At 68.4% G+C, this 25,405-nt stretch carries 22 protein-coding genes; 10 read left to right on the forward strand and 12 right to left on the reverse strand.

The window, feature by feature from the left end; all coding sequences use genetic code 11:
- Positions 1-24: 24 nt before the first annotated feature.
- Positions 25-2,955 (reverse strand): ATP-dependent RNA helicase, encoded by a 2,931-nt coding sequence (locus BKH28_RS03450; protein ID WP_075417486.1) that lies wholly within the window; start codon positions 2,953-2,955, stop codon positions 25-27.
- Positions 2,956-3,108: 153 nt separating this feature from the next.
- Complete coding sequence (locus tag BKH28_RS03455) at positions 3,109-3,477, reverse strand: hypothetical protein (protein WP_075417487.1); 369 nt, start codon at positions 3,475-3,477, stop codon at positions 3,109-3,111.
- Between the two features lie 309 nt (positions 3,478-3,786).
- On the opposite strand from BKH28_RS03455, the gene BKH28_RS03460 reads away from it, so the two are divergent.
- The 7 genes from BKH28_RS03460 to BKH28_RS03490 all read left to right on the forward strand — a co-directional run bounded on the left by BKH28_RS03460 (position 3,787) and on the right by BKH28_RS03490 (position 8,558).
- Positions 3,787-4,182 carry a PTS sugar transporter gene (locus BKH28_RS03460; RefSeq protein WP_256695459.1) on the forward strand — a complete coding sequence of 132 codons (396 nt, stop codon included), beginning with the start codon at positions 3,787-3,789 and terminating at the stop codon, positions 4,180-4,182.
- 36 nt (positions 4,183-4,218) lie between these two features.
- Positions 4,219-4,407 (forward strand): helix-turn-helix transcriptional regulator, encoded by a 189-nt coding sequence (locus tag BKH28_RS03465; RefSeq protein ID WP_075250197.1) that lies wholly within the window; start codon positions 4,219-4,221, stop codon positions 4,405-4,407.
- Positions 4,400-4,900 (forward strand): hypothetical protein, encoded by a 501-nt coding sequence (locus BKH28_RS03470; protein ID WP_256695460.1) that lies wholly within the window; start codon positions 4,400-4,402, stop codon positions 4,898-4,900. The genes BKH28_RS03465 and BKH28_RS03470 overlap by 8 nt, the downstream gene beginning before the upstream one ends.
- 253 nt (positions 4,901-5,153) lie before the next feature.
- Entirely contained in the window at positions 5,154-5,975 is an 822-nt protein-coding gene (locus BKH28_RS03475) for a purine-nucleoside phosphorylase (RefSeq protein ID WP_075417489.1), read from the forward strand.
- Between the two features lie 67 nt (positions 5,976-6,042).
- Complete coding sequence (locus BKH28_RS03480) at positions 6,043-6,777, forward strand: glutamine amidotransferase (RefSeq protein ID WP_075417490.1); 735 nt, start codon at positions 6,043-6,045, stop codon at positions 6,775-6,777.
- Positions 6,778-6,853: 76 nt separating this feature from the next.
- On the forward strand, positions 6,854-8,110 hold the full coding sequence (locus BKH28_RS03485) for an NADH:flavin oxidoreductase/NADH oxidase family protein (RefSeq protein ID WP_075417491.1): 1,257 nt from the start codon (positions 6,854-6,856) through the stop codon (positions 8,108-8,110).
- Between the two features lie 55 nt (positions 8,111-8,165).
- Positions 8,166-8,558 (forward strand): ArsR/SmtB family transcription factor, encoded by a 393-nt coding sequence (locus BKH28_RS03490; RefSeq protein WP_075417492.1) that lies wholly within the window; start codon positions 8,166-8,168, stop codon positions 8,556-8,558.
- A 102-nt stretch (positions 8,559-8,660) separates the two neighbouring features.
- Here BKH28_RS03490 and BKH28_RS03495 read toward each other — a convergent pair whose 3' ends face one another.
- From BKH28_RS03495 to BKH28_RS03520, 6 genes are all read right to left on the reverse strand, one after another.
- Positions 8,661-9,083 carry a hypothetical protein gene (locus tag BKH28_RS03495; RefSeq protein ID WP_256695461.1) on the reverse strand — a complete coding sequence of 141 codons (423 nt, stop codon included), beginning with the start codon at positions 9,081-9,083 and terminating at the stop codon, positions 8,661-8,663.
- A gap of 338 nt (positions 9,084-9,421) precedes the next feature.
- The gene (locus BKH28_RS03500; protein ID WP_075417494.1) at positions 9,422-9,724 is read right to left on the reverse strand and encodes a hypothetical protein; all 303 of its coding nucleotides are present in this window, start codon (positions 9,722-9,724) and stop codon (positions 9,422-9,424) included.
- 71 nt (positions 9,725-9,795) lie between these two features.
- Positions 9,796-10,809: a hypothetical protein gene (locus tag BKH28_RS03505; RefSeq protein WP_075417495.1), complete on the reverse strand. Its 1,014-nt coding sequence runs from the start codon at positions 10,807-10,809 to the stop codon at positions 9,796-9,798.
- A 539-nt stretch (positions 10,810-11,348) separates the two neighbouring features.
- The gene (locus BKH28_RS03510) at positions 11,349-12,674 is read right to left on the reverse strand and encodes an annexin A7 (RefSeq protein WP_143224058.1); all 1,326 of its coding nucleotides are present in this window, start codon (positions 12,672-12,674) and stop codon (positions 11,349-11,351) included.
- A 186-nt stretch (positions 12,675-12,860) separates the two neighbouring features.
- Entirely contained in the window at positions 12,861-13,598 is a 738-nt protein-coding gene (locus BKH28_RS03515; RefSeq protein ID WP_075417497.1) for a glutamine amidotransferase-related protein, read from the reverse strand.
- 47 nt (positions 13,599-13,645) lie between these two features.
- Entirely contained in the window at positions 13,646-14,029 is a 384-nt protein-coding gene (locus BKH28_RS03520) for a DUF4190 domain-containing protein (protein WP_075417498.1), read from the reverse strand.
- A 231-nt stretch (positions 14,030-14,260) separates the two neighbouring features.
- Here BKH28_RS03520 and BKH28_RS03525 point away from each other — a divergent pair, with 231 nt between their 5' ends.
- Positions 14,261-15,718 (forward strand): uracil-xanthine permease family protein, encoded by a 1,458-nt coding sequence (locus tag BKH28_RS03525; protein WP_075417499.1) that lies wholly within the window; start codon positions 14,261-14,263, stop codon positions 15,716-15,718.
- A gap of 365 nt (positions 15,719-16,083) precedes the next feature.
- Here the strand turns inward: BKH28_RS03525 and BKH28_RS03530 are convergent, their stop codons facing one another.
- Entirely contained in the window at positions 16,084-16,659 is a 576-nt protein-coding gene (locus BKH28_RS03530; protein WP_081380022.1) for a LytR C-terminal domain-containing protein, read from the reverse strand.
- Positions 16,660-16,815: 156 nt separating this feature from the next.
- On the reverse strand, positions 16,816-17,154 hold the full coding sequence (locus tag BKH28_RS03535) for a hypothetical protein (protein ID WP_009398644.1): 339 nt from the start codon (positions 17,152-17,154) through the stop codon (positions 16,816-16,818).
- A gap of 353 nt (positions 17,155-17,507) precedes the next feature.
- Between BKH28_RS03535 and BKH28_RS03540 the strand changes: the two genes are divergently transcribed.
- Positions 17,508-18,551, forward strand: a complete 1,044-nt coding sequence (locus BKH28_RS03540) for a hypothetical protein (protein ID WP_075417501.1) — start codon at positions 17,508-17,510, stop codon at positions 18,549-18,551.
- Positions 18,552-18,705: 154 nt separating this feature from the next.
- Here the strand turns inward: BKH28_RS03540 and BKH28_RS03545 are convergent, their stop codons facing one another.
- On the reverse strand, positions 18,706-19,407 hold the full coding sequence (locus BKH28_RS03545; RefSeq protein ID WP_075417502.1) for a TetR/AcrR family transcriptional regulator: 702 nt from the start codon (positions 19,405-19,407) through the stop codon (positions 18,706-18,708).
- 474 nt (positions 19,408-19,881) lie between these two features.
- Here BKH28_RS03545 and BKH28_RS03550 point away from each other — a divergent pair, with 474 nt between their 5' ends.
- Entirely contained in the window at positions 19,882-25,011 is a 5,130-nt protein-coding gene (locus tag BKH28_RS03550) for an acyl-CoA dehydratase activase-related protein (RefSeq protein WP_075417518.1), read from the forward strand.
- Between the two features lie 16 nt (positions 25,012-25,027).
- Here the strand turns inward: BKH28_RS03550 and BKH28_RS03555 are convergent.
- A partial coding sequence (locus tag BKH28_RS03555) for a septum formation family protein (RefSeq protein WP_075417503.1) occupies positions 25,028-25,405 on the reverse strand: 378 nt, incomplete at its 5' end.

Below are 25,405 nucleotides of genomic sequence, written 5' to 3' on the forward strand. Positions count from 1 at the left end.
ACCCCGGCTGGGCTTCGCCCCCACCTACCGACGCCGCCCGGTCCCCCTCGTGGCGGGCGCGTTCCACGGGTCCTCCGGCCAGGCGTGCTTGGGGTAGCGGCCCCGCATCTCGGCGCGCACCTGCGGGTAGCCCTGCTCCCAGAAGGAGGCCAGGTCGTCAGTGACCGCCACCGGACGGCGCGCCGGGGACAGGAGGTGCAGCAGCACCGCCACCCGGCCCTCAACGATCCGTGGCGTGGCCGCCCACCCGAAGCACTCCTGGACCCGTACCGCCAGAACCGGCCGACCCGCCCGCACGGCGTCGGCCGAGACCGTTGAGCCCGCGGCACCTGCCGAGCCGCCGACCAGCGCGGTGTAGTCCACCGGCACCTGTGAGCCGGAGGGGACCTCAAGGCGCTCGGGCACCAGCTCGTCCAGGCGAGCCGCCTGCGGCCACGGCAGCAGCGCCCGCAGCGCCTGAGCCACGTCCAGCCGCTCCAGGCTGAAACGCCGGCCCCCGGAGCCCGATGACGCTGACTCACCTGACCTCCCTGACCCGCCCGAGCCGCCGGACTGCCCGGCCAGGCTCATCACCGCCGGTGCCAGCCACTCCTCGGCCCGCTCAGCCAGGGCCGCATCGCTCATATCCGGCCAGGGCTCACCCAGGTGCTCATGCAGCAGGGCCAGGCGGGCGCGCAGGCTGCGAGCCTCCTCATCCCAAGGCAGCACGTCCAGGCCGGCATCGGCCCCCTCAGCGCGCACCCGTGCGACGACGGCGTCCGCCACCTCCGCCGGACCCGGCGGTGGCCCCGGGGTGGTGGTGAGCGTGATGGCCCCCAGGCGGCGTAGGCGCTCAGTGCGCAGTCGCCCGCCCTCCCAGACGGTGCGCTCCTCCTCCGCCAGCCAGGCCCCGGCCAGTTCCAGGGCCGTCGGCTCATCGAGGGGCGCCGCAGCCCGGACGAGTGCGTCCCCGCGGCCACCGGTCAGGTCCACGCCGGCCACCGCCAACCACTCGGACTCCGCCAGCGCCGAGCCCACCGGCAGGCGCAGCCCGGTCCCGGCGACGCTCGCGTAGTGCGCCTCCTTGCCCGCCTGGGGAGCCGACCCCCGACGACGCGCGATCCACTGCGGCTGCGCCGTCCCGGCCACCAGCGCCACTGCCGACTCCAGGTCACCCTCCATGTCACCCGACCCGGCGCCCTCACCACTCCCAGCCCCGGCAGCACCCCCGCCGAGATCATCGGGTCTTCCCGTGATCCGCCGGCCGCGGCCCGTGGCCGGCGAGCCCGACACCCCCATGGCGCCCGGCGCCTCAGGGTCTGCGCTCGCGGAGGCCGGGTCCTCGGGGCGCCCCGACTGCTCGGAGACGGCACGCCGGCAGGCATGCTCCAGTCGGCGCGCCTCCGCCTTCCACGCCCCCGACCCGGCCCCGCCACCGCGCACCTGTCGGGCCAGGGTCGTCAGGTCCCCGCCGGGTGCTCGTAGGTCGGCGGTCAGCAGCGCCGTCGCCCGTGCCGCCCGACGCACCCCCAGCACCGGTGCCGCCGTCAGCAGGGCCCGCGCCTCGCGCACGCCCGCCGGCAGGCCGGCCACCGCGCGCCCCAGAGGAGTCACGCCATCGTCCCCGGCCAGGCCCAGGCGCTCCAGTGCCTCCCGGGCGGCCCCCAGCGCCGCAGCCGGCGGCTCATCCACCCAGGCCAGCCCCGCGCCGTCGGGCACACCCCACACGGCCAGCTCCAGGGCCGCACCGGTGAGGTCGGCCGAGAGGATCTCCGGAGTCGGAGCCAGCGGCGAACGCGCCCAGTCCGTCGGCGAGCAGCAGCGATAGACGACGCCGGGGCCCTCGCGACCCGCCCGCCCGGCCCGCTGCACACCGGCCGCCCGCGAGACCCCCACCGTCACCAGGCCACTCATGGAGCGGGCCACGTCCAGGCGCGGCTCGCGCGCCAGCGTGGAGTCCACCACCACCCGCACCCCGGGCACCGTCAGCGAGGACTCCGCCACGTTCGTGGACACCACGACGCGCCGCCGCCCCACCGGGCTCGGGGCCAGGGCCGCGTCCTGGGCGCTCGCGGGCAGGCGGCCGTGCAGCGGCAGGACGTCCACGCCCGCGGGAACCGCGCCGCGCAGCCGGGAGACGACGTCGTCGACCTCGCGGGCGCCGGGCAGGAAGACCAGCACGTCACCGGGGCGCTCGGCCAGGGCCCGCTCCACGGTGGCGGCGACGTGGGCGAGGAACTCCCGGGGCACCCCGCGCGGCCCCAGGCGACCGGTTCGCCCCGGCGGCGCCCACACCTCCTCCAGGGGGTGGAGTCGGCCGGGCACCTCCACCAGCGGGGCGGCGCCGCCCGACGAGCCGCCCAGAATGCGGCGCAGTCGGTCGGCGTCGAGCGTGGCGGACATGGCCACGAGCGTCAGGTCCTCGCGCAGGGCCGCGCGTGCGTCCGCCAGGAGGGCCAGGAGCAGGTCGCTGTCCAAGGAGCGCTCGTGGACCTCGTCGAGGATGACGGCGTCGACTCCGCTCAGCTCCGGGTCCCGCTGGAGGCGGCGCAGGAGGAGACCGGCGGTGACGACCTCGATCCGCGTGTCCGGGCCGGCGCGCCGCTCCCCGCGCACCGCGTATCCGACGGTTCCGCCGACCTCCTCACCCAAGAGGTCGGCCAGGTGGCGGGCGGCCGCGCGGGCGGCGATGCGCCGCGGCTGGGTGACGACGACGCGGCCTGGCCCGCGCTCCTGGGCGCCGGCCAGGACGTCGGCCAGGAGCGGTGGGACGAGCGTTGTCTTACCGGTGCCGGGCGGGGCGGTGAGGACCAGGCAGCCGCCGACGTCGTCGGAACCGGAGGGGGCAGGGGAGAGGCGCTCGCGCAGCTCGGGCAGTACCTCGACCACCGGCAGGTCCGGGGGTGAGGAGAGCAGCGCCCCGATGGGGTCGGTCTGCGGAGGCTGCGTGCGGCCCTGAGGCCCGGTGCGAGTCATGCCCTGATTGTGCCCGGTGGGGGAGTGGGCGGGCGCGGGGCCGACGTCGGACGGGGTGAGGGGTACTGAGCAGCAGAAGGCCTCCGGTCGGTGGACGACCGGAGGCGCAGTGGGTGGATAGGGATGAGAGGTGGGGCGCGCGGGTGCCGGTGGCTACTTCACGCTCATGAGGATGTCCCGCGACTCCAGGGCGTCGGCGAGCTTGTCGGTGTACTCGGCGTGGATCTTGAGGGACTTGCGGATGCCGAGCGCGCCGCCGATGACGGCCGACCCCGCTGAGGAGAGGTAGCGCACCAGGGTCTCGCCATAAGGGCCGGTAGCGAACTGAAGATTCTGCGAAAGATAGAAGTTCCTGCCCATGAGTGCGCCGAAGGCGATGGACATGCCCCTCTTGCCGCGGATGATCTGGAGGGTGTCGCCGGAGAAGGGGACGACGGTCCAGTTCTCCTGGGTGAAGAGATCGGTAACGATTGATCGAACTTGATCGATCGGTGCATTAATGGTGAAAGTCCGCTCAGTCATGCGTGGATACTAGGCGACAGCTCGCTGTCTTTGCATGTCACGTGCAATAAGTGTCCGTGTGGGGGTCTGCGTGAAGGGGGGCGTGACGCGCCGGCCCGCCTGTCCGCACAGATCGACGGTTTCTTCATAGACGACCCGGAGCCGTGTCGTCTGTGAAGAAAATGTTGGTGAGTCCGGGGCGGGCGCCGGTGGCCCGGACTCTTCGAGTGAAGCGCGCTTGACACGGTAAGTTCTGTCAAGCACACTAGACATGTCAAGCAAACATGACACCCACTCTTGGGGTGAGTGGCTATTCAAGGGATGATCGCCATGCTCTCCGCCGTCTCCGCTTCTCCTGTCCTGGCCGCCGTGTCGTCGACCTCCTCCGGTGTCACCTTCGTCGCCGGGGTGGTCGGTGGTCTCGCCGCCGGGATCATCCTCTATCTGCTCGTCTACCGGTACTCGGCTCGGCGCCTGCCCGAGGTCCGCGCCGAGGAGGCACCCGAGCTCCTCAAGAAGCTCGGAGAGCGGCAAACCAGTTTCGTCTGTGCCCTCCCCACCGGAATCATGGTGGGCTTCATGCTCCCGGCGGCTAGTCATCTTTCCGCCGGACCACTTCTGCTGGTCGTGCACTTCATGGGTGCCGCCATGATCGGCGTCTCCGTCGTCGGCGTCGCGTGGCTGACCCCGCGACTGCGTGCCGCCCGGAACGCGGCTGCGGCATGAGCCGATTGTCTCGCCGCGCCCCGGGCGGTGAGGACCATGGATAACGACGTGCGCAGCCTGCGCGAGGCCCGCGGTCTCACCCAGGCCCAGCTCGGAGCCGCCCTGGGCGTCTCCAGACAGAGCATCAACTCCATCGAGAAGGGCAAGTACGACCCCTCCCTCCCCCTGGCCATCGCCATCGCCCGCTACTTCGAGACCACCGTTGAGGAAATCTTCCATGTCTGAGTCAGAGCCCACGCCCACTCCTTCCTCCACCCCAGCCGCCGGTTCCTCCTCCGACTCGACGCCGAGTGCTCGGAAGAGCCTGAAGGCCACCAAGCGGCGGCGGCCCGTCATTGGGGGCATGGTCTGTGTTGTCGTCCTAGTGATCCTTCTGTGGGTGGCGGCGTTGACGGTCCCGATGTCCAACGGCTTTCTCTACGGTGGTGCCAGTGGGGCGTCAGCCGTGATGCTCGTGTACATCGCCCTGATCATCGCGAAGAGACGCGGATACGACACCTTCTTCGTCCGTGAGCTCGAGAAGCGGGAGGACGAGCGGGACAGGGCCGCCTCGCGGCGGGCCTGGGCCCTCACCGGCGTCGTCGGGTTCTTCGGCAATGTTGTCGTTGGCGCCGTGGGTGCCTTCGGAGGGCCGATGACCCCGGCCCTCGTTATCGTCCTGTGGCTCCAGCTGATCAGCTTCATCGGGGGGAACATCTACTTCAACCGCACGATGTAGATCGTGGAGGCGTGGCCGTGCCTGTCCGCAGCCCTGCACGCCCTGCCCGGCCCGCACACACATCGACAGAATCTTCAGAATCGACCCGGAGCCGCGTCGATTCTGAAGATTCTGTCGGTGAGTGAGGGAGGGGCTCATCTCGGCGGCGGCCGCAGGCGTCTTCGCGTAGACTTCGCTCCACCCTGGCCGGCGTCCAACGTCGGCCGCCGTTCCCTGTCCCACCGCCCGCCCCGGGCGCACCCGAGGAGAATCCATGGTCCAGCAGTCCGCCCCACCAGGAAACTGGGACGAGGACCCCGACGGCGCCTCCATCCTCCTGGCCACGGGTCGCGCCCGCCACGACCTCCTCGTCATCGCCGAGCCTGCCTTCCTGCGCGATCTCGACCAGGCCTGGGGGCGCCCCTCGGCCCGGGTGCGCCTGTCCTTCCTGCCCGGGGTCCAGGCTCCGAGCGCCCCCGGCCACGAGGATGCGCTCATGTCCTACGAGCGCGGGGGTCTCGGTGTTCTCGTCGCCCGTGGTCGTACCAGCATGTACGAGGGTGAGGCCGCCCGCAGTGCGACGGCACTGGCCCGGATCGCCAGTGGGGCCCGCCTGCGCGCCGCCCTGCTCGTCACTCGCGCCACCCCGCTGCGCGGCTCCGGTGACGTGGCCGGTGGGTCGGCGCCGGGCCAGGTACGCGTCGTCGCCGACCACCTCAACATCTCCGGCGGCCCTCTCTTCCCGGCCGCCGCCATGGTCTCAGCGGGCTGGGACGCGAGGCTCACCGAGCGCCTGGGGAACCTTCGCGGCGTGAGCGGCAGCTCCGTCGTCGCCCTCGTGCCCGGGCCGCTGCGTCCGAGCCCGGCCGAGTCCCGCGCCCTGGCCTCCCTGGGCGCCGACGCTGCCGTCACCGACTCCGTGGCCGAGGCCATGGTCCTGGCGTCGAGGGGAGTGGCGGTCTCCGCCCTGACCTACCTCGACGCCCCGACCGCCGGCGGGAACCTCGGGCGGGCGCAGCTCTCCCTGAGACAGGCCTCCGGCGTCACCCTGGCCGCCGTCGAGGAGGTCCTCAGAAGCCTGCGGGCCGGTGCCTGAACGTGATTCTGGGAACGGCATGGGAAAGGATGCTGCCTGGACTGCCAGCCCCCGTTAAGGTCATCTCGTGAAACCCTTCCTCTTCCTGGCCACCCGCAGCGACGATGAGCCCGCCGACGCCGAGTACGAGGCGTTCCTCAAGCGCACCGGCCTGGACGAGTCCACGCTTCGTCGCCTGCGCCTGGAGTCCCAGTCCCTGCCGCAGATCGACCTGGACGACTGGTCCGGCATCCTCGTGGGTGGCTCCCCCTTCAACGCCTCCACCCCGGCGGAGAAGAAGTCCGCCACCCAGAAGCGGGTCGAGGCCGAGCTCTCAGGCCTGCTCGACCGTGTCGTGGAGGCCGACTTCCCCTTCTTCGGCGCCTGCTACGGCGTGGGCACGCTCGCCTGCCACCAGGGCGCGGTTGTCGACACCACCTACGGTGAGGCCGTCACCGCCCCCGAGGTCACTCTCACCGAGGCCGGCCTGGCCGACCCGATCTGCGCCGGCGTCCCGGAGGTCTTCCAGGCCTTCGTCGCCCACAAGGAGGCCGTCACCGAGCTGCCGTCCCACGCCGTCGTCCTGGGGACCGGCCAGGCCTGCCCCGTGCAGATATTCCGCATCAAGAACAACCTCTACGCCACCCAGTTCCATCCCGAGCTCGACGGCGACTACCTCGCCCACCGGCTCGGCTTCTACTCCGGCCACGGCTACTTCGCCGACGACGAGCTCGCCGAGCTCCAGGCCCGCGTGCGCCTCGACGACGTCTCCGACTCCTGGAAGCTCCTGGCCAACTTCGTGTCCGTCCACGCCCGCGACTGACGGGTTCCGGAGAGGCTGGTACTGTCGTCGACGTCAAAAGGTCAAAGTGCTTCGACGCTTCGACGAAAGGTTGCCGATGCCCTCCACAAGCTCAGTCCTCGCAGAGCCGCTCACCCTGCCCTGCGGGGTCACCGTGAAGAACCGCTTCTTCAAGGCGCCCATGCATGAGGCTCTCGCCACGCCTGAGCTGGGGCCCTCACAGGACATCGTGGATCTCTACGGGCGCTGGGCCGCCGGTGGCGCCGGGATCCTGGTGACCGGCAACGTCGTGGTCGACTCCCGTCACCTGGGGGAGCCCGGCAACATCGCGATCGAGGACGAGACCCACCTGGAGATGCTGCGGCGCTGGGCACAGGCGGGAACCGCTCACGGCACCCAGCTGTGGATGCAGATCAACCACCCCGGCAGGCAGTCGCCGCGCTCGGTCAACCGTCACCCTGTCGCCCCCAGTGAGATCCCGAATGCTGGGGGGTACAGCCAGTTCTTCGAGCCGCCCCGCGAGCTCAGTCGCGAGGAGATCGGTGACATCGTGCGTCGCTTCGTCACTACTGCCCGTGTTGCCAAGAAGGCGGGCTTCACCGGCGTCGAGATCCATGCCGCCCACGGTTACCTCATCAGCCAGTTCCTCTCCCCGGCGAACAATCGCCGTACTGATGAGTACGGCGGCTCCCTGGAGGGGCGCATGCGCTTCCTCATCGAGATCTACCAGGGCATGCGCGAGACCCTGGGGCCGGACTTCCCCATTGCCGTCAAGCTCAACTCCTCCGACGGCGACCCTGGCGGCATGAGTCAGGAGGAATCGCTGCGCGTCGCGGCTCGCCTGTCCGAGCTGGGGGTGGACGTCCTCGAGGTCTCCGGGGGCACCTACCGCAAGCCGGTCTTCGAGGAGACCGACAGCAGCGCCGAGGACCGCCGTCGTGGTGTCTATTTCGCCGATTACGCCCGCCGTCTCAAGGAGCTCGTCTCCATGCCGGTGGCGCTGACAGGGGGCTTCCGCTCGGCGGCGGACATGGAGGAGGCCGTCTCCGAGGGGTTGACCGACTTTGTGGGGATCGGGCGGCCTCTGGCCCTGATTCCCGACCTGCCGCAGCGCATTCTTGATGGCGCGGGCCGACGCCGGATCGAGTTGCCCCGCATCTCCACGCGCGTGAAGGCGCTTGATGAGGCGCTTGGCGGCGTCCTGGTCATCGGCTGGTACGAGATGCAGATGCACCGGCTTGCCCTGGGCGGCTACGCCTCCGCCCAGGGCAACGGGCTTGCGGCGCTGGCCTTCACGGTGCGCCGCCACGGTCTTGGGGCGCTCATGCCTCGGCGGGTGACTCGGCGTGGCTGACGACGGCGCGATGACGAGGATGGCGGGATAGTAGAGACCTGAGATGGATCGCCCCATGAGCGACCAGAGTGAGCAGCCGGTGGGCCGATGCAGTATCGACCTTCTCAATGACTGCATCCCCATGTTCGAGGCGCTCAAGGACCCCATGCGCCAGCAGATCGTCGTCCATCTCCTCCAGCACGGCCCCCAGACGGTGGGGGAGATCTCTCAGGCCTCACCACTGTCGCGCACCGCCGTCTCCCACCACGTCAAGCTGCTGGAGCAGGCCGGGTTGCTGTCGATCACGAAGGTGGCGACTCGGCGCATCTGCCAGGTCCGCAGCGACGAGGCACTGGGACTGCTCGAGGGACTCGTCGCGGCGCTGGAGTCCGATATCCAGACTTTCGAGCGTGAGCGGGGTCAGGAGCCGCCGGCCCGACGGTGCCCCAGTGAGGCTGTACGCCCTTGAGACCCGTGTTCCGCTTCCGCCCTAAGGATTCAAGGCTTCAGTCTGTCGCCGCTGCATCCTCGATGCATGCTCTTACGTGTCCTCAGGGCTGCTGTGAGGTGGCTACGGAAAGGCCTCTTCAATGAACGAGGCGCTGTCCCAGTAGTTCGGGTCGTACCACTCCATGAATGAGGGGGCGCCGTCATCGTCGAAGTACAGCACGACAAGAGCATCCTGAAAGACGAGCGTGTCGTCGAAGAGTGAGCTGTGATGACCCTTCTCTTGTAATTCTTGCTTGATGGCGGCAGGGGAGGAGTCGAGGTTGACTCCTTCCAGTGTATCTCCTGCGACTATGAGGAGAGCCAATATGATGGCTACGCCATCTTTCATGTGGACGTGAATGACCCGTGTTGAGGTTTCCAGATCGATCGTGCCGATATGCACTTCATGCCCAGGAAATGATGAGTCATGGAGCCTGGTGCAGAGGTGCTGATAATATGTCAGAGGTCGGCCGGTCTGTATGCCTGGCGGTTCTCGTAGTCGCATACGAAAAGTCTAGCAGGCGGGAACGACGTCATTTAAGTCCCTGAAGAGATGTATCCATGCGTTCAGGGAGTGGGGCGGCGTCGGTTCATGCTCTGCCTCGGGAGTCGCTTTCTAGATGAGGGCTGCGTTCTGCCATAGGTGGCTGGAGTCAGGAAGCAGTCGTCTTGAATGAAAGTCTCCTCGACGGAAATACATTTCCTAACCTGGCTGCTCAGCCACTCTTACGTCTCCGGTATGCAGGACAGGCTCCCTGCTCCGCTTGTTCGTCAGTGCGTTGGCCCGTACCCACCACAGTGGGTACGGGCCAACGCATCGAGGCGGTCCGTCGGGGGCAGCTTCTACTTGCCGTCCGACATGGCGCTGGCTGAGGGGGCGGCCGACATCTTGTCGTCACTCATCTTGCCGTCCGACATGCTGCCGGAGGTGGCGTTGTCAGCCGTCTTCCCATCGGACATCTTGGTGTCGGCGGTCTTGTCGTCACTCATCTTGCCATCGGACATCTTGTTGTCGCTCATGGTGCCGCTGGGGGTGGAGGTCTGCTCCATCTTGTTCTTGTCGGCATTCGTGGAACCGCAGGCTGCGGTACCGACGGCGAGGGCGGCAACGAGCAGGGCGGCTGACACGATCTTGCGAGTACGCATGGGAGAACTCCTTGGTGACATGGTGAGGCGATGTGGCCAGGTGAGCGGCGACGCACCGACGTGGTGCGCCGTCACCAGGAGTTCGGAGCCGATGGGCGCACGGATGTCGCCAAGGGAGTGATGCCACTCACTCCAGGTGGGTACGTCTGAGGCCCTCCTGCGTGCGTGGGAGTGGCGGCTCCGAAGGCGGGCGCCCCCGTGCTCAAGGTCTGTGCTGTACGCCAGGAAGCCGGCGTGTGCTGGACGACGGAGGTGCGGCGGCGCAGGAGTGCCGTCACGCCAATGGCGAGAAGAGCGAGGAGGATCGACGCCATCCAGGCCCGGAACTCCGCGTGCGGATGAGTGCCCGCGCCGACGCTGGTCAGGCCGAGCCCCGAGAGGGTGATGGCCCCGGACAGGCCGAACACGGAGAGAATATACATATTGACCAGTGCCATGAGTGTTGGGGCGACTCCAACGGTGCAGAGGAACGCGCGACTGGTGGGGCGTGAGAATCCTAGATAAAGACTGATCGAGGCGACGGCTGCCACGATGATCATGATGGTTATACCGGCCGCGATTGGGATTCCCGGGAGCTTTGCGGAGGACGGAGCCATCCACACATTGGCCACGTGATCGCTCAGGCGTGCATGATGGGACGAAAACAGGTATGTCTTCATGAGTCGATGGGCCATGGTCACTAGGAGGAACAGATTGACTGCCATTCCGAGATTGACCGGCCAGTGTCGGGGAGGGGTGGTGGTTCTGCCCATCAGGGTTGTGAAGATCGCCGCACCACCAGTCAACAGGAGGCATAAAATAGGCAGGGGATTGCCGATGGGGCTGTTGTTGAGGATTAATGTGTCAACGAAGAAGAGTTGAAGTGCGGCTGCCGTGGTGATGGTGCTGGCTTGGTTCCTGGTGATGGTGATGACGGGAACGAGGAGAAGGATGAGCCACCAGGCGCCTAATGTGTTTGGAATGTACTGTAAGGCTTGAGAATATTCCCACCATGTCGCATTCCGTAAGGACGGGAAGGCGGGGTGTGCGGAAGTGTCATTGACTGTCCATATCACGTGAATCCCAACCGCTAACAGCGTCAGCATGAGGGCGGCCAGTCGGTCGCGCCCCCAGGGGTGGCTGACGGGTCTCGCCTGCGGACCGGTCACGGGCTGGGGGCCGCTATGTGCGGGAGGGTGGTGCGGGGAACTCCACGAGTGAGGGGGTGTCGGCGCCGCGATGGGGGAGGGGGTGGCGGGCGGAATGGCGGCGGGGGGTGCCGACGCTGAGCCGTCCGGTGGAATGAGTCCCTTGGCGGGCTGGCCGATGCTGGAGAGATGCGGGGCCACCGGTTGCGTCGGAGTGGCGGTCTGTCCCTGGAAGAGATAGGGGTGGTGGGCCTGCTGCCCGCTCTGAGGCGAGTGGCCCGGTGTGAAGGCCGCGTGCGGTGGTGGTGCCGGGGTGCGCGGCATCACGCCGTACGATGTCGCCGGGCTATGTCCGGTGGAGGTCGACGGCGTCGGGGTGGGGCTGCTCTGAGGGTGTTGAGGTGGCTGCCGCATAGTGGCATTGTGCTTGACCTGTCGGTCGGTGTCGATGGTCGAGGTGACGTCGCGTGCCAATCCTGCGGTTCAGAGGGGCGGACTCAGTACCCGCCACTCCACGGTGCCTGGGACCGGTGAGCCCGGCTGAAGCGGTTCTGCATGCCCTGCGCTCCTCTGGCATGAAGTCCCTGCTGAACGCCTCTGTCAGAATCCCCGTTGGTGAGTTGACGTGCGGCCGCCACCGTCGAACCGATGGTGATGATCCCGATGACGACGACTGTCAGCAGCATGAAGCCGGTCTCGGATGATGCGTGGCTGTGTCCGTCGCCCGAGGGCCCTCCGAAGGCGGCGGAGACGACGATGTTGTAGAGGGTCAGCAGGGAAGCGCAGGCAATGGACGTTATCTTGAAAGTCCTGTCGTAAGAGCCTCGGGCCGCCCGGACGAGGCTGACGCCCGACAGGATGGCGATGAGAGTGGAGAACGCCAGGCCGGGCACCAGGGGAATGCCGACTCCACCGGAGTCCGACCACGCCAGCCAGAGGTGTGAGGTGTAGTGAGTGAAGCTCTTTCCTTTGGACACCAAGACGTAGACGATCCAGCCGAAATTCGCGAAACGGAGGATCGTGTTGAACAGGATGAACTGACAAGAGCCCACGGCCAGGGTCACGACCCAGGATCGTGAGTCCTTCAGCCTCTGGTTGAGTCGTGCGGTGGCGACGGCTCCAACTGTGGCGACGACGAAAGAAAGAACAGTGACTGCGGCGTCGACGTGAACCTGATGGGACTGGGCCGTTCCGGTTGGAAGCATGAGCGTCAGGAACCCGAACCACAGCGCTAACCCCGTGATCTCGGAGACGGGCTGGTTTCGGAACAGGCGGCGGAAGGCGAGGACGAGCCACCACAGGCTCGGTGTGATGGTGATGTATATCAGTACGGCCATCAGGGCGGAGATCCAGGTGCGGGTGCCCGTGAGGTACACGTTCATAGAAGTGAAGAAGTTCGCGATTGTCGTGACGGAGAGCACGAGCAGCACCACGAGTGCCACGGCCTTCGCGCCGCGCCACGACACATGGTGTGGCGCACCCAAGAACTGGAATGAGCTAGCCCCCGGGCGCGCACCGCCCAGCTGCGGCGGTCCGGCCGGGGTGGGGTAGGCCGGTGAGAGGTAGCCCGGTGCGGTGACCGCTCCGCTCAGGTACGCCGCTCCGGTGTCCGATCCCGCGCCTTGCTGGTACTGCTGATGCGGCTGGTACTGCGGTGCGAAGGCGTGCGCGGACGCAGGTGGCTGCCCCGGGAAGGCGGAGGCCCCAGCTGAGTGAAGCACCGACTGTGTCGGGATCGCGCCCTGCTCAGGGGGCATGTAGCTGCCGTGACCGGCCGGCGTCGGCGCCTGCCCGTAGGTCATCCCGCCTTGCGGAGCACTCACTGGAGGCCGACCGTAGGCGGCCTGCGGTGCGTACGGCGGACTCGACGGGCCGTTCTGTCCCTGTGGCGGTCCTGGATGGGCGGGTGGGTAAGTCATGGCAAGGTCCTGATGGTCATGGCTCTCAGTTCCGGAGCTGCGCCTGTACCCCTGAGTCGTTCGGGGCTCCCGGCCCCGGGGAGTGGCAGCTCAGCTGCGTGTGAAGTGCGAGACGAAGTTACGGATAATCTGTCCGGCGTCATGCGCCTCGGAGGACCGGGCCTGGGTGAGGATGTCCTCGCTCATGTCCGGGTCACCGTAACCGGCCTCGTCGTAGATGCTGACGCGCCGCTCGAACCGGACGGCGTCGAGCTCGGGGTTGAACTGGCAGGCGTAGACGTTCCTGCCCACGCGCAGCATCTGGACCGGGCAGTCGGGCGAGCTCGCCAGCAGAGTCGCGTGCGCGGGCACCTCTCCGACGCCCTCGTAGTGACCTGCGAACACCGTGACCACCTGGGGGAGTCCCTGCAGGAGCGGGTCCTCGCGGCCCTCCGCCGTCAGGAACAGGTCGACGGCGCCCAGCTCCTCACCGAACTCCTCCTGCGCCTCGGTGCCCAGGTAGGCGGCCAGCACTTGGAGTGCGACGCCGGTGGCCAGGAGGGGGATGCCCTCCTTGAGGATCACCCCGAGCAGCTCGCGGATCTGCTCCTCGACGTTGCGCTGACTGCGGGTCTTCTCAGCCGCCGGCGTGTCCGCATTGTAGGGGCTGGCTCCGATGAGCACCCCGGAGACGTCTGCGGCGGTGAAGGAGTCGAGGAAGTCGACCTCCTCCAGGGCGATGTGCTGCAGATCGCCGCGAGATAGGCCACTCTGAGCCAGGAAGGACTCGTACTCGTCCTGCGCCGCCTCGTGCTCGGGGCGCGTGGTCACCATGATGAAAGGCTTCACGGGACCACTGTAGGGGACCTGCTGACCGGGTGTGGCCGTGTGACCTTCTAGGCCACGAACAGCACGACTACGAGGACGCAGAGCCACAGGATGACGGAGACGGCTCCCAGAATGAGCCCCAGCCAGGCCAGTCCCTCGCCGGAGTCATAGCTGTGGCGCAGGCGCCGCAGCGTGCCGATGCCCAGGATGATCGCGGCGACCCCGACGAGGGGGATGAAGCTGAGCAGCCCGCAGACCAGGGCGGCCGTCGCCCCGGAGTCGGTGCGGAGACGGGGCGCCGTGTAGCCGGGTCCGGAGAAGATTTCTGCCGGGTCGAGGTTCTCAGTGCCGGGGAAGACGAATCCCGGAGGGAGCCCGTCGACGTACTGCTCCGAGCACGGCGAGAAGCGTGGCGCGCTCTGTCCTGGAGGGAAGGTCCCGACGGTGCTCATGCCCACATCATGCACCGCCGGCGCCCGGGGGCGGCATCCTTCCCGCGGATGAGTCGGAAGGGGCCCGACGGGTGCCCGCGAGGAGCCCGGTCCGCGTGTCTGCCGAGCAGGGGCTATGCTGAAGTCCCGGCAGGCTCTGCCGGGTCCTGCCAAGCGTCCCGCGGGTCTCCCGCGAGTGGATTTCCCACGGGACACAGTCATTCCCCTCGTTGCTTAGGCAGGAGTTCACTCGTGTCCTCTTCCCCCTCTCGCGGCTGGCGCCTGCATGGCGATGGCCGCTCCATCGCTCCGGGCGAGGTCGTCGCCCCCGGTGAGCGCCTCTCCTGGCCGCGCACCATCGGCATCGGTGTCCAGCACATCGTCGCCATGTTCGGCGCGACCTTCCTGGTGCCGCTGCTGACCGGCTTCGACCCGGCGACGACGCTGTTCTTCACCGGTGCGGGCACCCTGCTGTTCCTGGGCATCACCTCCGGGCGCCTGCCCAGCTACCTGGGCTCCTCCTTCGCGCTCCTGGCCCCCATCGGAGCCGTGACCGGCTATACACGTGACAGTGGGGTCCCCCTTGATCCCCACAAGGCCGCCCTGGCGCAGGGCGGGATCATCTCCGTGGGGCTGTGCCTGCTGGTGGTGGGCGTCATCGTCCACCTGGTCGGGTCCGCCTGGATCGACCATCTCATGCCGCCGATCGTCACCGGCGCGATCGTCGCCCTCATCGGCTTCAACCTGGCCCCCGCGGCCTGGGGCAATGTCACGAAGGGCCCCGTGACGGCGGTCGTCACGATCGTCTCCATCCTGGTCATCACCGTGATGTTCAAGGGCATCATCGGGCGACTGGCGATCCTCTTCGGCGTACTCATCGGCTACGTCACCGCGGTGCTGCGCGGGGAGGTCAACTTCGATGGTGTCGCCAAGGCCCCCGTCGTGGGGCTGCCCGACTTTCATGCCCCGGCCTTCGACGTGCGCTACCTGGGTCTGTTCATCCCCGTGGTGCTCGTCCTCATCGCTGAGAACATCGGCCACGTCAAGTCCGTCTCCGCCATGACCGGGGAGGACCTCGACGACGTCACCGGCCGGGCCCTGTTCGCCGACGGGCTGTCCACCATGCTCGCCGGCACCGGCGGTGGTTCGGGCACCACCACCTACGCGGAGAACATCGGCGTCATGGCCGCCACCCGCGTCTACTCCACCGCCGCCTACGTGGTGGCGGCGCTGAGTGCCCTGGGCCTGTCCCTCCTGCCGAAGTTCGGCCAGGTCATCGCCACGATCCCGGCCGGTGTCCTGGGCGGGGCCGCCACGGTCCTGTACGGCATGATCGGCATGCTGGGGGTGCGCATCTGGGTGCAGAACCGTGTGGACTTCTCCGACCCGGTCAACCTCAACACGGCAGCCGTGTCCATGGTGGTGGCCATTGCCGACTACACCCTGGTCTGGGGCGACATGACCTTCAAGGGCATCGCCCTCGGGTCGGCGGCCGCCATCGGCGTCTACCACGCCATGCGCTGGATCTCGAAGGTGCGTGGCACCAACTTGGAGCAGGCGTCCCCGGCCTCGGCCCCGGCCGGCACCGAGCTGGAGGGGCCGGCCTACTCCAGCCGTGCCGCCCACTCCCCCTCGGCCGCGTCAGCGGCGGACGCCCCGACGGCGTCGAGCGCCGACGGCGCTGAGGTCGCCGGCGAGAGCCGCACCTGAGGCGCGTTGTCGGTAGGTGCCGCAGAAAAGTGGCAGCCGATGTGCGCGTTCAGCGCATCGGCTGCCACTCGGGCATTGCTGTGTTGCCTGATGGCTCCTGAGGGCTTCGGGTGCCATGACATCTCAAGACGCCGGTGGGGCGGGCCGGCCTCATCCTGGAACCGAACCCGAGCTAGCGTCTCAGACGCAATGACGTTCCGAATCGGGAACTGCGTTTCCCGTCCACAACGTACTTCTCCCCCAGATGACTGAGGTCAGACCCCAGTCATCTGGGGGACGACGCAGTCCTCGTCGGAGAAGTACGTCTTCGAACGGGGCGAGGAGCCGTCGTCGGATGGATCCCGCCGGGGCTCGGCGGCCCCGGATCAGCTGGGCTTCTTCGTGGAGGCCTTGTCCGCTGGGACGCAGTCGCTGGGGGCGGTGATGGGCTTGTCGGCGCCGAGAAGCTTGATCTCGTCCGACTTCAGGGCGTTCTGCAGGTACTCCTTGCCCAGGACCACGGAGACCGTGGTGTCGCTGTCGGACAGGCTGTTGTCGAGCTGCACCGTGGAGTTGGGGAAGATCTGGGCCAGGGAGTAGGCGTTGGTCAGGCCGCCCTTGGACGCCATGATCTGGACCTCGCCGTTGTAGATGCCGCCGGGCCAGTCGTTCGCCGAGGTGACGGTCAGGCCCGCCTCCTCCAGCTCCTGCTGCACCGTGGCGGCCAGTCCCACTGATTCGGAGCCGTTGTAGATGTTGATCTTCTCAATGTTGGTGACGTCGACGGTCTTAGCGCCGCTGGGCGGGCAGGGCTGGGGCACGTAGGTCGCCGTGCTCTTGGGCTGCGAGAAGCCCGGGTTGTAGGCGGGCAGGATTCCCAGCGATACCAGGAGGCTCACGGCGACCGCGACCACCATGACGGCCAGGATGGTGCCGATGACGGTGGCCTGACGGTGCTGCATGTGCCGCCGGTACGCGGCGCGCGGATCTGCGGGACTACTCACGGATCCAGACTAATGGACGACGGCGCTCATCGGGCAGTGGTGGGCTCGATGTGACATGGGACCGAGCCGTGGCCTGAGGCTGCTGGGTGGGTCGCCGAGTGCTGGCGGCGGGGGTCAGGCGCTCGGTGGCGCCGGGGCGAGCCGCGGCACCCCGTCCTCCGTGACCTCCAGGATGCGGGCGTGGATCGCGGTGCGTCCCTGCAGGGCGGCGCGCAGCGCCCGGTGCAGTCCGGTCTCCAGGTAGAGGTCCCCCTTGAAAGAGACGACATGGGCGAACAGGTCGCCGTAGAAGGTGGAGTCGTCATCCAGGAGGCTGCGCAGATCGAGGGTCGCGCGGGTGGTGGTGAGATCGGCCAGGCGGATCTGTCGAGGTGCGATGACGGCCCAATCGCGCTGAGTGGTGACCCCGTGGTCGGGGTAAGGGGGCCTCTCTCGCACTGCCTTGAAGATCACGGCAACATCCTAGTGAATGAAGCGGCCGGAGGTGCGTGGGGGAGCCGTGGGTCGTCCAACATCCCGCCCGCCCGCGGTGCCGGTCCGGCGGGGTCGACCTTCCTGCGCCCTTCCGGGGAGCGGAGGCCCTTCCGTTATCTGTCTCACTAGTTGGAATGTGGCCCGTAGAACGAGGGTTTCGTCATCTCTCCGTGATTGGCGTTATCGCAGCGATATCTGGTGGTTTCCTGGGAAGGTGGGATGTCTGACGCCGGAAATCGGTGGGGCGCTTGACTTTCAGACGGTTCCCCTCCTGTTCGGGGCTCTAGTACCGTGTTGGCTGCACCGACCTCGACCGAAAGGATGCCGCAGTCATGACCATCGCGGTCCGCCGAAGCGGCTTCACCATTCCCCTGTCCCTTGTCGTTCTCACCTCGACCGCCATGCTTCTGGCCGGTTGTCAGTCCGGTGGTGCCTCCAACGCCAATCAGCAGGGCACCACGGGCTCATCGTCATCTGCGAAGGCGCAGTCGACGGCCGGCGCCAAGGCGACCTCCGGGCAGAAGGCGGGGCACGCCTCTCCTCGCATCCCCAGCCCCACCGGTAAGGGCTCCGGCGACCCCTCCGCGGCGCAGCCCTCCTCCGGTACTCACTCCCGTCCAGCGAGCCCGCGGGCCGATGAGCCCCGTCCCTCCGCCAGTGGGAACGGCGCCACCAAGGCCGCGGCCTCCGGCAAGACGGATGCTCCTGGCTCGCAGAGCGGTGGTGCCGCCAAGTCCCCGCAGGCCCAGGGGAGTACGAACGACGCCGGAGGGTCCCACGCCGGGTCCGCTCAGAAGCCGCAGCCGGCGGCCCCTGAGGCTCAGAAGCCCTCCGAGCCCGCCCAGCCCGCGCAGGCTCCCTCAGACAGCTCTGACAAGCCCGCTGACAAGCCGGCCGATGCGCCGGCTGACAAGGGCGCTCCCGCGCAGACGCCCGCCGAGCCCGCCGCTCCCGCTGACGAGTCGGCCGGTCAGGCCACGTCCTTCGTCCCGGACAACCTCGTCTCGGAGAAGACCGCCATGATCGTGTCGCCGTCGGGCAACATCGGCTGCGACCTGTCTGCCCGTTTCGCGGGCTGCGGTGTGCTGTCCTACCGCTCCGACGCCACCTACGGCCGGGACGAGGCGGGCTCGCCGAAGTGGTGGTTCGACCTCAGCTCCGGGGGAACTCCGCAGCTCGGTGGCCGTAGCGAGGGTGCCTTCTCTCTCGATGAAGCGTTCCGTGGTGGTGGTTCCTCGCCCCAGGTGGTGGAGTACGGCCAGTCCGTGACCTTCGGATCCTGGGTGTGCAGCTCCGAGGAGACCGGCATGACTTGCCGCAACACCGAGACCGGTCACGGCGTGTTCCTCAGTTCCGCGCGCTACGAGACCTTCTGAATCGGACCCGAGGCAATCTCGGTACGTTTCTGTTCGCCCCGGTGACTCATCACCGGGGCGAACCGGTTCTTGCGCCCGGATGGTTCCGGGCGAGGACATGCAGCCGGTCTCTGTCCGAGAAGCCCTCACCTGTGAGCCCGACGACTCACTCGGGCTACAGCCGGCCGGTGAGGTAGTGCTGGATCGTCGGTCCGACAACCTCCACGAGGTGATCGATGCTCGCGCCGGCGATGGGCTCCAGGCGCAGCACGTAGCGGACCATGGCTAGCCCCACCAGTTGGGAGCCGGCCAGGGTGGCCCGTTCGCGCGCCGAGGTTCCCGACAGACCCGACTGCTGAAGAGCCTCGGCCATCGGGGTTGCGATCTGCTCAGTGGCGTAGTTCTGGATCGCCTCAGGGGCGCTGATATCCGTGGCCATCCACCGCAGCAGGGTGCGGAAGGTGACGCCGTCAGCGGCGTCGTCCCAGGCGGTCAGCGACAGCCGCACCAGCCGGGGGCCGGCTGAGCGTAGGTCTCCGCTGATGGCGGCTGCGATCTCCTTGCTCGCGCGCACCCGCAGGTTGACGGCCGCCCCGAACAGGTCCCCCTTGGAGCCGAAGTAGTACGACACGAGTGCCGGGTCGACTCCGGCTGTGCGAGCCACTGCCCGGATGGTCGTGCCCTCGTAGCCCTGGGCGAGGAACGACTCGCGGGCAGCGGTCAGGATGGCCTCGCGTGTGGGGGGCGGCTGGGTGCTGACAGAGTCCGGCCGACGTCGAGGCCCACGACGGTGTGCGCGGCTGAGGAGGGTGGGCTCGGGTGTCTCCTCCTCGGGTAACGCCGTCGACGGCGGAGCGTTGGGGGCGTCGCTGGTCACTCCTGGAGACTACGAGCGCGCCCGTCTCCTCTGGCTGTCAGCCCGACAGAAAATGGAGAAGCTCCGGGAAATGCAGCACTTGGTCGGGGTCGACGGCCTCGAGGATGTGTGACGAGCGTCGTATTTTTAGAAAAGTCTATTGACGCGATATTCAACAGTGTTCAGAACTTCGGTGTGAGTCCTGGGTGCTCGTAGTGCTCTCTTGGCGTTATGACGCCAAGAGGCTCGGTGGGTGACGGCGGGGGAGGGTGGGTATTTCAACGCCGTTGAGGCATGTGTGTCTCTTCGATACGGTGAGGGCTCAGCCCACATCGTCGTCGGCTCGCAGAGGGCCGGCCCAGGCGCTCGCCGAGGTGAAGCATGTCCGTTCCCGATCCGGTCTCCAGAGCGCGGAGGCCCGCATCCGTCGCGGCCGCGGGGTCGGCTGCGCATCCGGTGGCGTCCGGGGCCGACGGCACGCCGACAGTCCTGCGGATGGGGCTGGACATCGGCTCGACCACCATCAAGCTCGTTCTCCTTCCTGAGCACTCGCCTGAGGCCCCTACCGGTGCTCGGCCTGACACGGCGTCGGTGTCTCCTGTGTTCGCTGAGTACCGGCGTCACAACGCGGACGTGCGCGGTGAGCTGACCCGGCTGCTGGGCGAGGTCGCTCGGGCCTATCCGGGTGCCGTCGTGCGCGGGGCGGTCACCGGCAGTGCCGGGCTGTCCCTGGCCGCCCTCATGGGTCTGCCTTTCGTCCAGGAGGTCATTGCCGAGACCGAGACGGTGCGCGTGTGCGATCCGCAGGCCGACGTCGTCATCGAGCTCGGTGGTGAGGATGCCAAGATCACCTATCTCCACCCCACTCCCGAGCAGCGCATGAACGGCACCTGCGCGGGCGGCACCGGAGCCTTCATCGATCAGATGGCTCAGCTCCTCCACACCGACGCCGCCGGCCTGGACGACCTGGCCTCGCGCTACACGACGCTCTACCCCATCGCCTCGCGCTGCGGGGTCTTCGCCAAGTCCGACCTCCAACCGCTCATCAACCAGGGCGCCGCCGGGGAGGACCTGGCCGCCTCCGTCCTCCAGGCCGTCGTCACCCAGACCATTGCGGGACTGGCCTGCGGGCGCCCCATCCGCGGTCGCGTCATGTTCCTGGGCGGACCGCTGCACTTCCTACCCCAGTTGCGCGCCGCCTTCGAGCGGACCCTGGCGGACCAGGTCGACTCCTTCACCTGCCCCGACAACGCCCAGCTCTACGTTGCCATCGGTGCCGCCCTGCTCTCCTCGGGTGAGTCGACGCCGATCTCGGAGCTGTCCACCCGTCTGGCCACCCGCAAGGCCCTGTCCCTCGGGACCTCTCGGATGCGCCCGCTGTTCAAGGATGCCGCCGAGCTGGAGGCCTTCCGCGAGCGTCACGCCCGCGCGCACATTGAACGGGCCCACTGGCCGGTCCTTAAGGAGCCTGCTCAAGAGGCGGGAGCGCTGGGGGACTCGGGTGGCGCCGACGATGAACTCGGCGGTGAGGCCCCCGGTGCGGCCTCGGCGCCGAGGACGGGCGGGGAGCACCAGGACGGTGACTGCTTCCTGGGGATCGACGCCGGCTCGACGACGATCAAGGCCGTGGTCCTGGACGGGCGCGGGCGGATCGTGTGGGAGCACTACGCCGGCAACGAGGGCGACCCGGTGACGGCCGCCGTGGAGATCCTGCGCCGCATCCACCGCGAGATGCCTGATGGCGTGCGGATCGTGCGCTCCTGCGTCACCGGCTACGGGGAGTCCCTGGTCAAGGCGGCGCTGCGCATCGACGAGGGCGTGGTCGAGACGATGGCGCACTACCGAGCAGCGGCCTACCTCAACCCCGGGGTCACCTCGGTCATCGATATCGGCGGCCAGGACATGAAGTACCTGCGCATCAAGGGCGATGCCATCGACTCCATCAGCGTCAACGAGGCATGCTCGGCCGGCTGCGGCTCCTTCCTGCAGACCTTTGCCCGGTCCATGGGACTGGAGATCGGCGAGTTCGCCGAGGCCGCCCTGCAGGCCGAACGACCGGTGGACCTGGGCAGCCGCTGCACTGTGTTCATGAACTCCTCGGTCAAGCAGGCCCAGCGCGAGTCGGCCACCGTGGGGGAGATCAGTGCGGGCCTGTCCTACTCGGTGGTGCGCAACGCCTTGTACAAGGTCATCAAGCTCAAGGACGCCGACCAGCTCGGCGAACGGGTCTCGGTCCAGGGCGGCACCTTCCTCAATGACGCGGTGCTGCGGGCCTTCGAGCTGCTCACCGGCCGGGAGGTGGTGCGCCCCGACGTCGCCGGTCTCATGGGCTGCTTCGGCGCGGCCCTGAGCGCCCGGGCCACCTATGACGGAGTGCCCTCGGGCCTCATGAGCCTGGGCGAGCTCTCCCGCTTCAGCCTGACCACCGAGACCGCCACCTGCAAGCTGTGTCAGAACCACTGCCAGCTGACCATCACCACCTTCAACGACGGACAGCGCCACATCTCCGGCAACCGCTGCGAGCGGGGCGCCACTCAGGAGCGGCGCGCCACCAAGTCCGACCTGCCCAACCTCTACGACTACAAGTACAAGCGGGCCTTCTCCTACCGGCGCCTGCGGGAGGGCGCGGCCACGCGCGGTGACATCGGTATTCCCAGGGTGCTGGGCATGTACGAGAACTACCCCCTGTGGTTCACGGTGCTCACCTCGCTGGGCTTCCGCGTCATGATCTCGGGGCGCTCCAACCACGAGCTCTTCGAGTCCGGTATGGACACGATCCCCTCGGAGAACGTCTGCTACCCGGCCAAGCTCGCCCATGGGCACATCGAGGCCCTCATCGCCAAGGGCATCAAGACGATCTGGTTCCCCTGCGTGTTCTACGAGCGTGAGCTCGTCCAGGGCGCCGCCGACCACTTCAACTGCCCGATCGTGGCCACCTACCCCGAGGTCATCCGCAACAACGTCGAGGCCGTTCGCGATGGACAGCAGGAAGGACCCGACGGCGTTGAGGGGGGCTCGGGCGTACGGATGCTCTCCCCCTTCCTCAATCTGGCCGACCCCGCGACGCTCGCTGAGCGGCTCGTCGAGGTCTTCGCCGACTGGGGCGTCACCCTGCCCGAGGCCCGCCGGGCCGTGGCCGCGGGCTTCGCGGAGGACGCCGCCTTCAAGGCCGACGTGCGCACCGAGGGCCGCCGCGCCCTGACGTGGATGGAGGACAACGGCCGCAAGGGCATCGTTCTGGCCGGACGGCCCTACCACATCGACCCTGAGATCAACCACGGCATCCCCGACGTCATCAACACCCTGGGCCTGGCGGTCCTGTCCGAGGACTCCCTCCTGCCCGAGCCCGACGCCGCAGCCGCCGACACCGCCGAAGTCGCCGGGAAGTCCGAGGAGACCGGTGACGCCGGCAAGGCCGGCAAACAGGGGCGGGCTGAGCCGGGAGAGCGCCCCGCCAGATCGGCAAGGCCCAAGAAGCCCAAGAAGACCGACTGGGCCGCCATCGCCCGCCAGGCCGGCTCGTCACCCGGCACGGACGGGGCCCTCGAAGCCGGAGACGGCGCCGAGCACGCCGTCGCCACCGGGGCGCTCAGCCGGGCCGTGGACGCACTGCGCCGCCGGGTGGACGAGTTCCGTCCCGACCCGCAAGCGCCCGCCGACTGGTCCGACGTCACCGGCGTCGGCCTGCCCACGCCCAAGCCCGTGGCCACCCAGGGCGTCACCGGGCGCTTGCGGGTGCGCGACCAGTGGGCCTACCACTCGCGCCTCTACCAGGCCGCTGAGCTCGTCACCGCCCGCGACGACCTCGAGCTCGTCCAGCTCAACTCCTTCGGCTGTGGGGTCGACGCCCTGACCACCGATCAGGTCCAGGAGATCCTGGAGTCCGCCGGTGGGGTCTACACGAGCCTCAAGATCGACGAGGTCTCCAACCTCGGCGCCGCCACCATCCGCCTGCGCTCCCTGGCCGCCGCCTCCGAGGCCCGCGCGGCGGAGAAGACCACTCGCGCCGAGGAGGCCGACGGCGCTGTCGACGACGCCGTCGAGATCGACACGACCGCCCCCACCGATGAGCCCTTCGCGAAGGCAGCCGACCGGTCGGCGCGGAAGGGCACTGACAAGACTGAGAAGGCGGCCGGGCCGCGCGAGGTGGGCGTCGCCGTCGGAGGGCGAGAGCTGCCGGGGGCCACCGGCCCGGTCTTCACCGAGGCCATGCGCGCCACCCACACCATTCTCATGCCGCAGATGAGCCCCGTGCACTTCCGACCCCTGGAGCCGCTCATGCGGCGCCTGGGCTACAAGGTCGAGCTGCTTCAGTCCGCCAGCCGCGACGACCTCGAGGTGGGGCTGCGCTACGTCAACAACGACGCCTGCTTCCCCGCCATCATGGTTATCGGCCAGCTCATCGGCGCCTTCACCGACGGCAGCCACGACCCCGACTCCTGCGTCGTGGCCATCTCCCAGACCGGCGGCATCTGCCGGGCCACCAACTACGCCGCCATGCTGCGCAAGGGCCTGCGCGAGGCCGGTTACCCGCAGGTGCCGGTCGTGGCCATCTCCCTGCAGGGCATCGAGTCCAACCCCGGATTCGAGCTGACCGCCACCATGGGCCTGAAGATGCTCCAGGGCATCATCATCGGAGACACCCTCAACACCTGCCTGCTACGAGTGCGCCCCTACGAGGTGGTCGAAGGCGCCACCCAGGAGCTCGTTGCGCGCTGGGATCGCATCATCGCCGAGTACTTCGAGCACCGGGGCCGCTCGACCACCTGGGGCGGGCGCATCGGCTATCGCCGCCTCCTGCGCGAGATGGTCCGCGAGTTCAACGACCTGCCCCGCCGCGACGAGCCCCGGCGCCCGCGCGTCGGCGTCGTCGGCGAGATCCTGGTGAAGTTCCAGCCCGACGCCAACAACCACGTCATCGACGTCATCGAGGCCGAGGGCTGCGAGGCTGTCGTCCCCGGCCTCCTGCCCTTCTTCCTGTCCGGGCTGGTGACCGCCCAGTGGGAGGCGGACACCTACGGCATCGGCAGGGAGTCCGTGGCCAAGAAGAAGGCGGCCGTGTGGTTCATCGAGCAGCTCCAGGCCCCGGCCCGCGCCGCCCTGCGCGCCGCCGGTGGCACCTTCGACGTCGAGGTCTCCACGGCCGAGCTGGCCCGCAAGGCATCGAAGGTGCTCTCCCCGGGCAACCAGGCCGGTGAGGGCTGGCTGCTCACCGGCGAGATGATCGAGCTCATCGAGCACGGCGTGCCCAACATCGTGTGCTGCCAGCCCTTCGCCTGCCTGCCCAACCACGTAGTGGGCAAAGGCATGTTCCGCGAGGTCCGACGCCGCTACCCCCAGGCCAACATCGTCGCCATCGACTACGACCCCGGCGCCAGCGAAGTCAACCAGCTCAACCGCATCAAACTCATGATCTCCACCGCCCTCATGGCGCAGGCCGATTCCGAGCGCGGCGCGCTCGGACCGGAGGGCGACCTCGGCGCCGCAGCGGCCGGAGACGAGCCGCAGGCCTGCGAGACCGTGGAGGAGCTGCTGGCGGGACTCGGACCGGTTCCCTACGGTACGCCGTCGTCCCCGGACACCGCCGGGGCACGGCGCCGCCCTCAGCGCGCCCAGGCTCGCTGAGGACGAGCGGTGAGGACTACTTCTTGGAGTTCTTGGCCGAGCCCTTGACCTGTGACTTGTCCCCCTGGGTGACGACGCAGCTGATCTTGCGGTCCCCCTTGGCCCAGGTGTCCTTACTGGGTGTGAGGTACTCGACCTGATAGTTGGTCTTGCCGGACTCGATCCCGACGTACTTGGTGAAGTCCTCGCCCAGGCAGAAGCCCTGGCCCAGAGACGCGATCGCGCGTTCATTGGGGAGCTCCTTGATGTCCTCGCCGAAGGTGGTCTGGGCGATGACCTCATAGGTGTGCGCCTTGGCGCAGTCGACCACGGTGACCTCGCCGACCGGCTCCTTGCCGCCGGACTTTTCGCTCACCGTGTTGTAGCAGTTCCCGACCTCGAGATCCTTGGTGGC

This window comes from Actinomyces oris, from assembly GCF_001937665.1.
GTDB classification, from domain to species: domain Bacteria; phylum Actinomycetota; class Actinomycetes; order Actinomycetales; family Actinomycetaceae; genus Actinomyces; species Actinomyces stomatis.

Coding starts and splice junctions, on each gene's coding strand:
- BKH28_RS03505 (WP_075417495.1), bottom strand. CDS start 10,809: ATGCTGACGCTGTTAGCGGTTGGGATTCACGTGATATGGACAGTCAAT.
- BKH28_RS03460 (WP_256695459.1), top strand. CDS start 3,787: ATGCTCTCCGCCGTCTCCGCTTCTCCTGTCCTGGCCGCCGTGTCGTCG.
- BKH28_RS03530 (WP_081380022.1), bottom strand. CDS start 16,659: ATGCAGCACCGTCAGGCCACCGTCATCGGCACCATCCTGGCCGTCATG.
- BKH28_RS03490 (WP_075417492.1), top strand. CDS start 8,166: ATGAGCGACCAGAGTGAGCAGCCGGTGGGCCGATGCAGTATCGACCTT.
- BKH28_RS03470 (WP_256695460.1), top strand. CDS start 4,400: ATGTCTGAGTCAGAGCCCACGCCCACTCCTTCCTCCACCCCAGCCGCC.
- BKH28_RS03540 (WP_075417501.1), top strand. CDS start 17,508: ATGACCATCGCGGTCCGCCGAAGCGGCTTCACCATTCCCCTGTCCCTT.
- BKH28_RS03495 (WP_256695461.1), bottom strand. CDS start 9,083: ATGCGACTACGAGAACCGCCAGGCATACAGACCGGCCGACCTCTGACA.
- BKH28_RS03485 (WP_075417491.1), top strand. CDS start 6,854: ATGCCCTCCACAAGCTCAGTCCTCGCAGAGCCGCTCACCCTGCCCTGC.
- BKH28_RS03500 (WP_075417494.1), bottom strand. CDS start 9,724: ATGCGTACTCGCAAGATCGTGTCAGCCGCCCTGCTCGTTGCCGCCCTC.
- BKH28_RS03465 (WP_075250197.1), top strand. CDS start 4,219: ATGGATAACGACGTGCGCAGCCTGCGCGAGGCCCGCGGTCTCACCCAG.
- BKH28_RS03475 (WP_075417489.1), top strand. CDS start 5,154: ATGGTCCAGCAGTCCGCCCCACCAGGAAACTGGGACGAGGACCCCGAC.
- BKH28_RS03450 (WP_075417486.1), bottom strand. CDS start 2,955: ATGACTCGCACCGGGCCTCAGGGCCGCACGCAGCCTCCGCAGACCGAC.
- BKH28_RS03550 (WP_075417518.1), top strand. CDS start 19,882: ATGGGGCTGGACATCGGCTCGACCACCATCAAGCTCGTTCTCCTTCCT.
- BKH28_RS03520 (WP_075417498.1), bottom strand. CDS start 14,029: ATGAGCACCGTCGGGACCTTCCCTCCAGGACAGAGCGCGCCACGCTTC.
- BKH28_RS03455 (WP_075417487.1), bottom strand. CDS start 3,477: ATGACTGAGCGGACTTTCACCATTAATGCACCGATCGATCAAGTTCGA.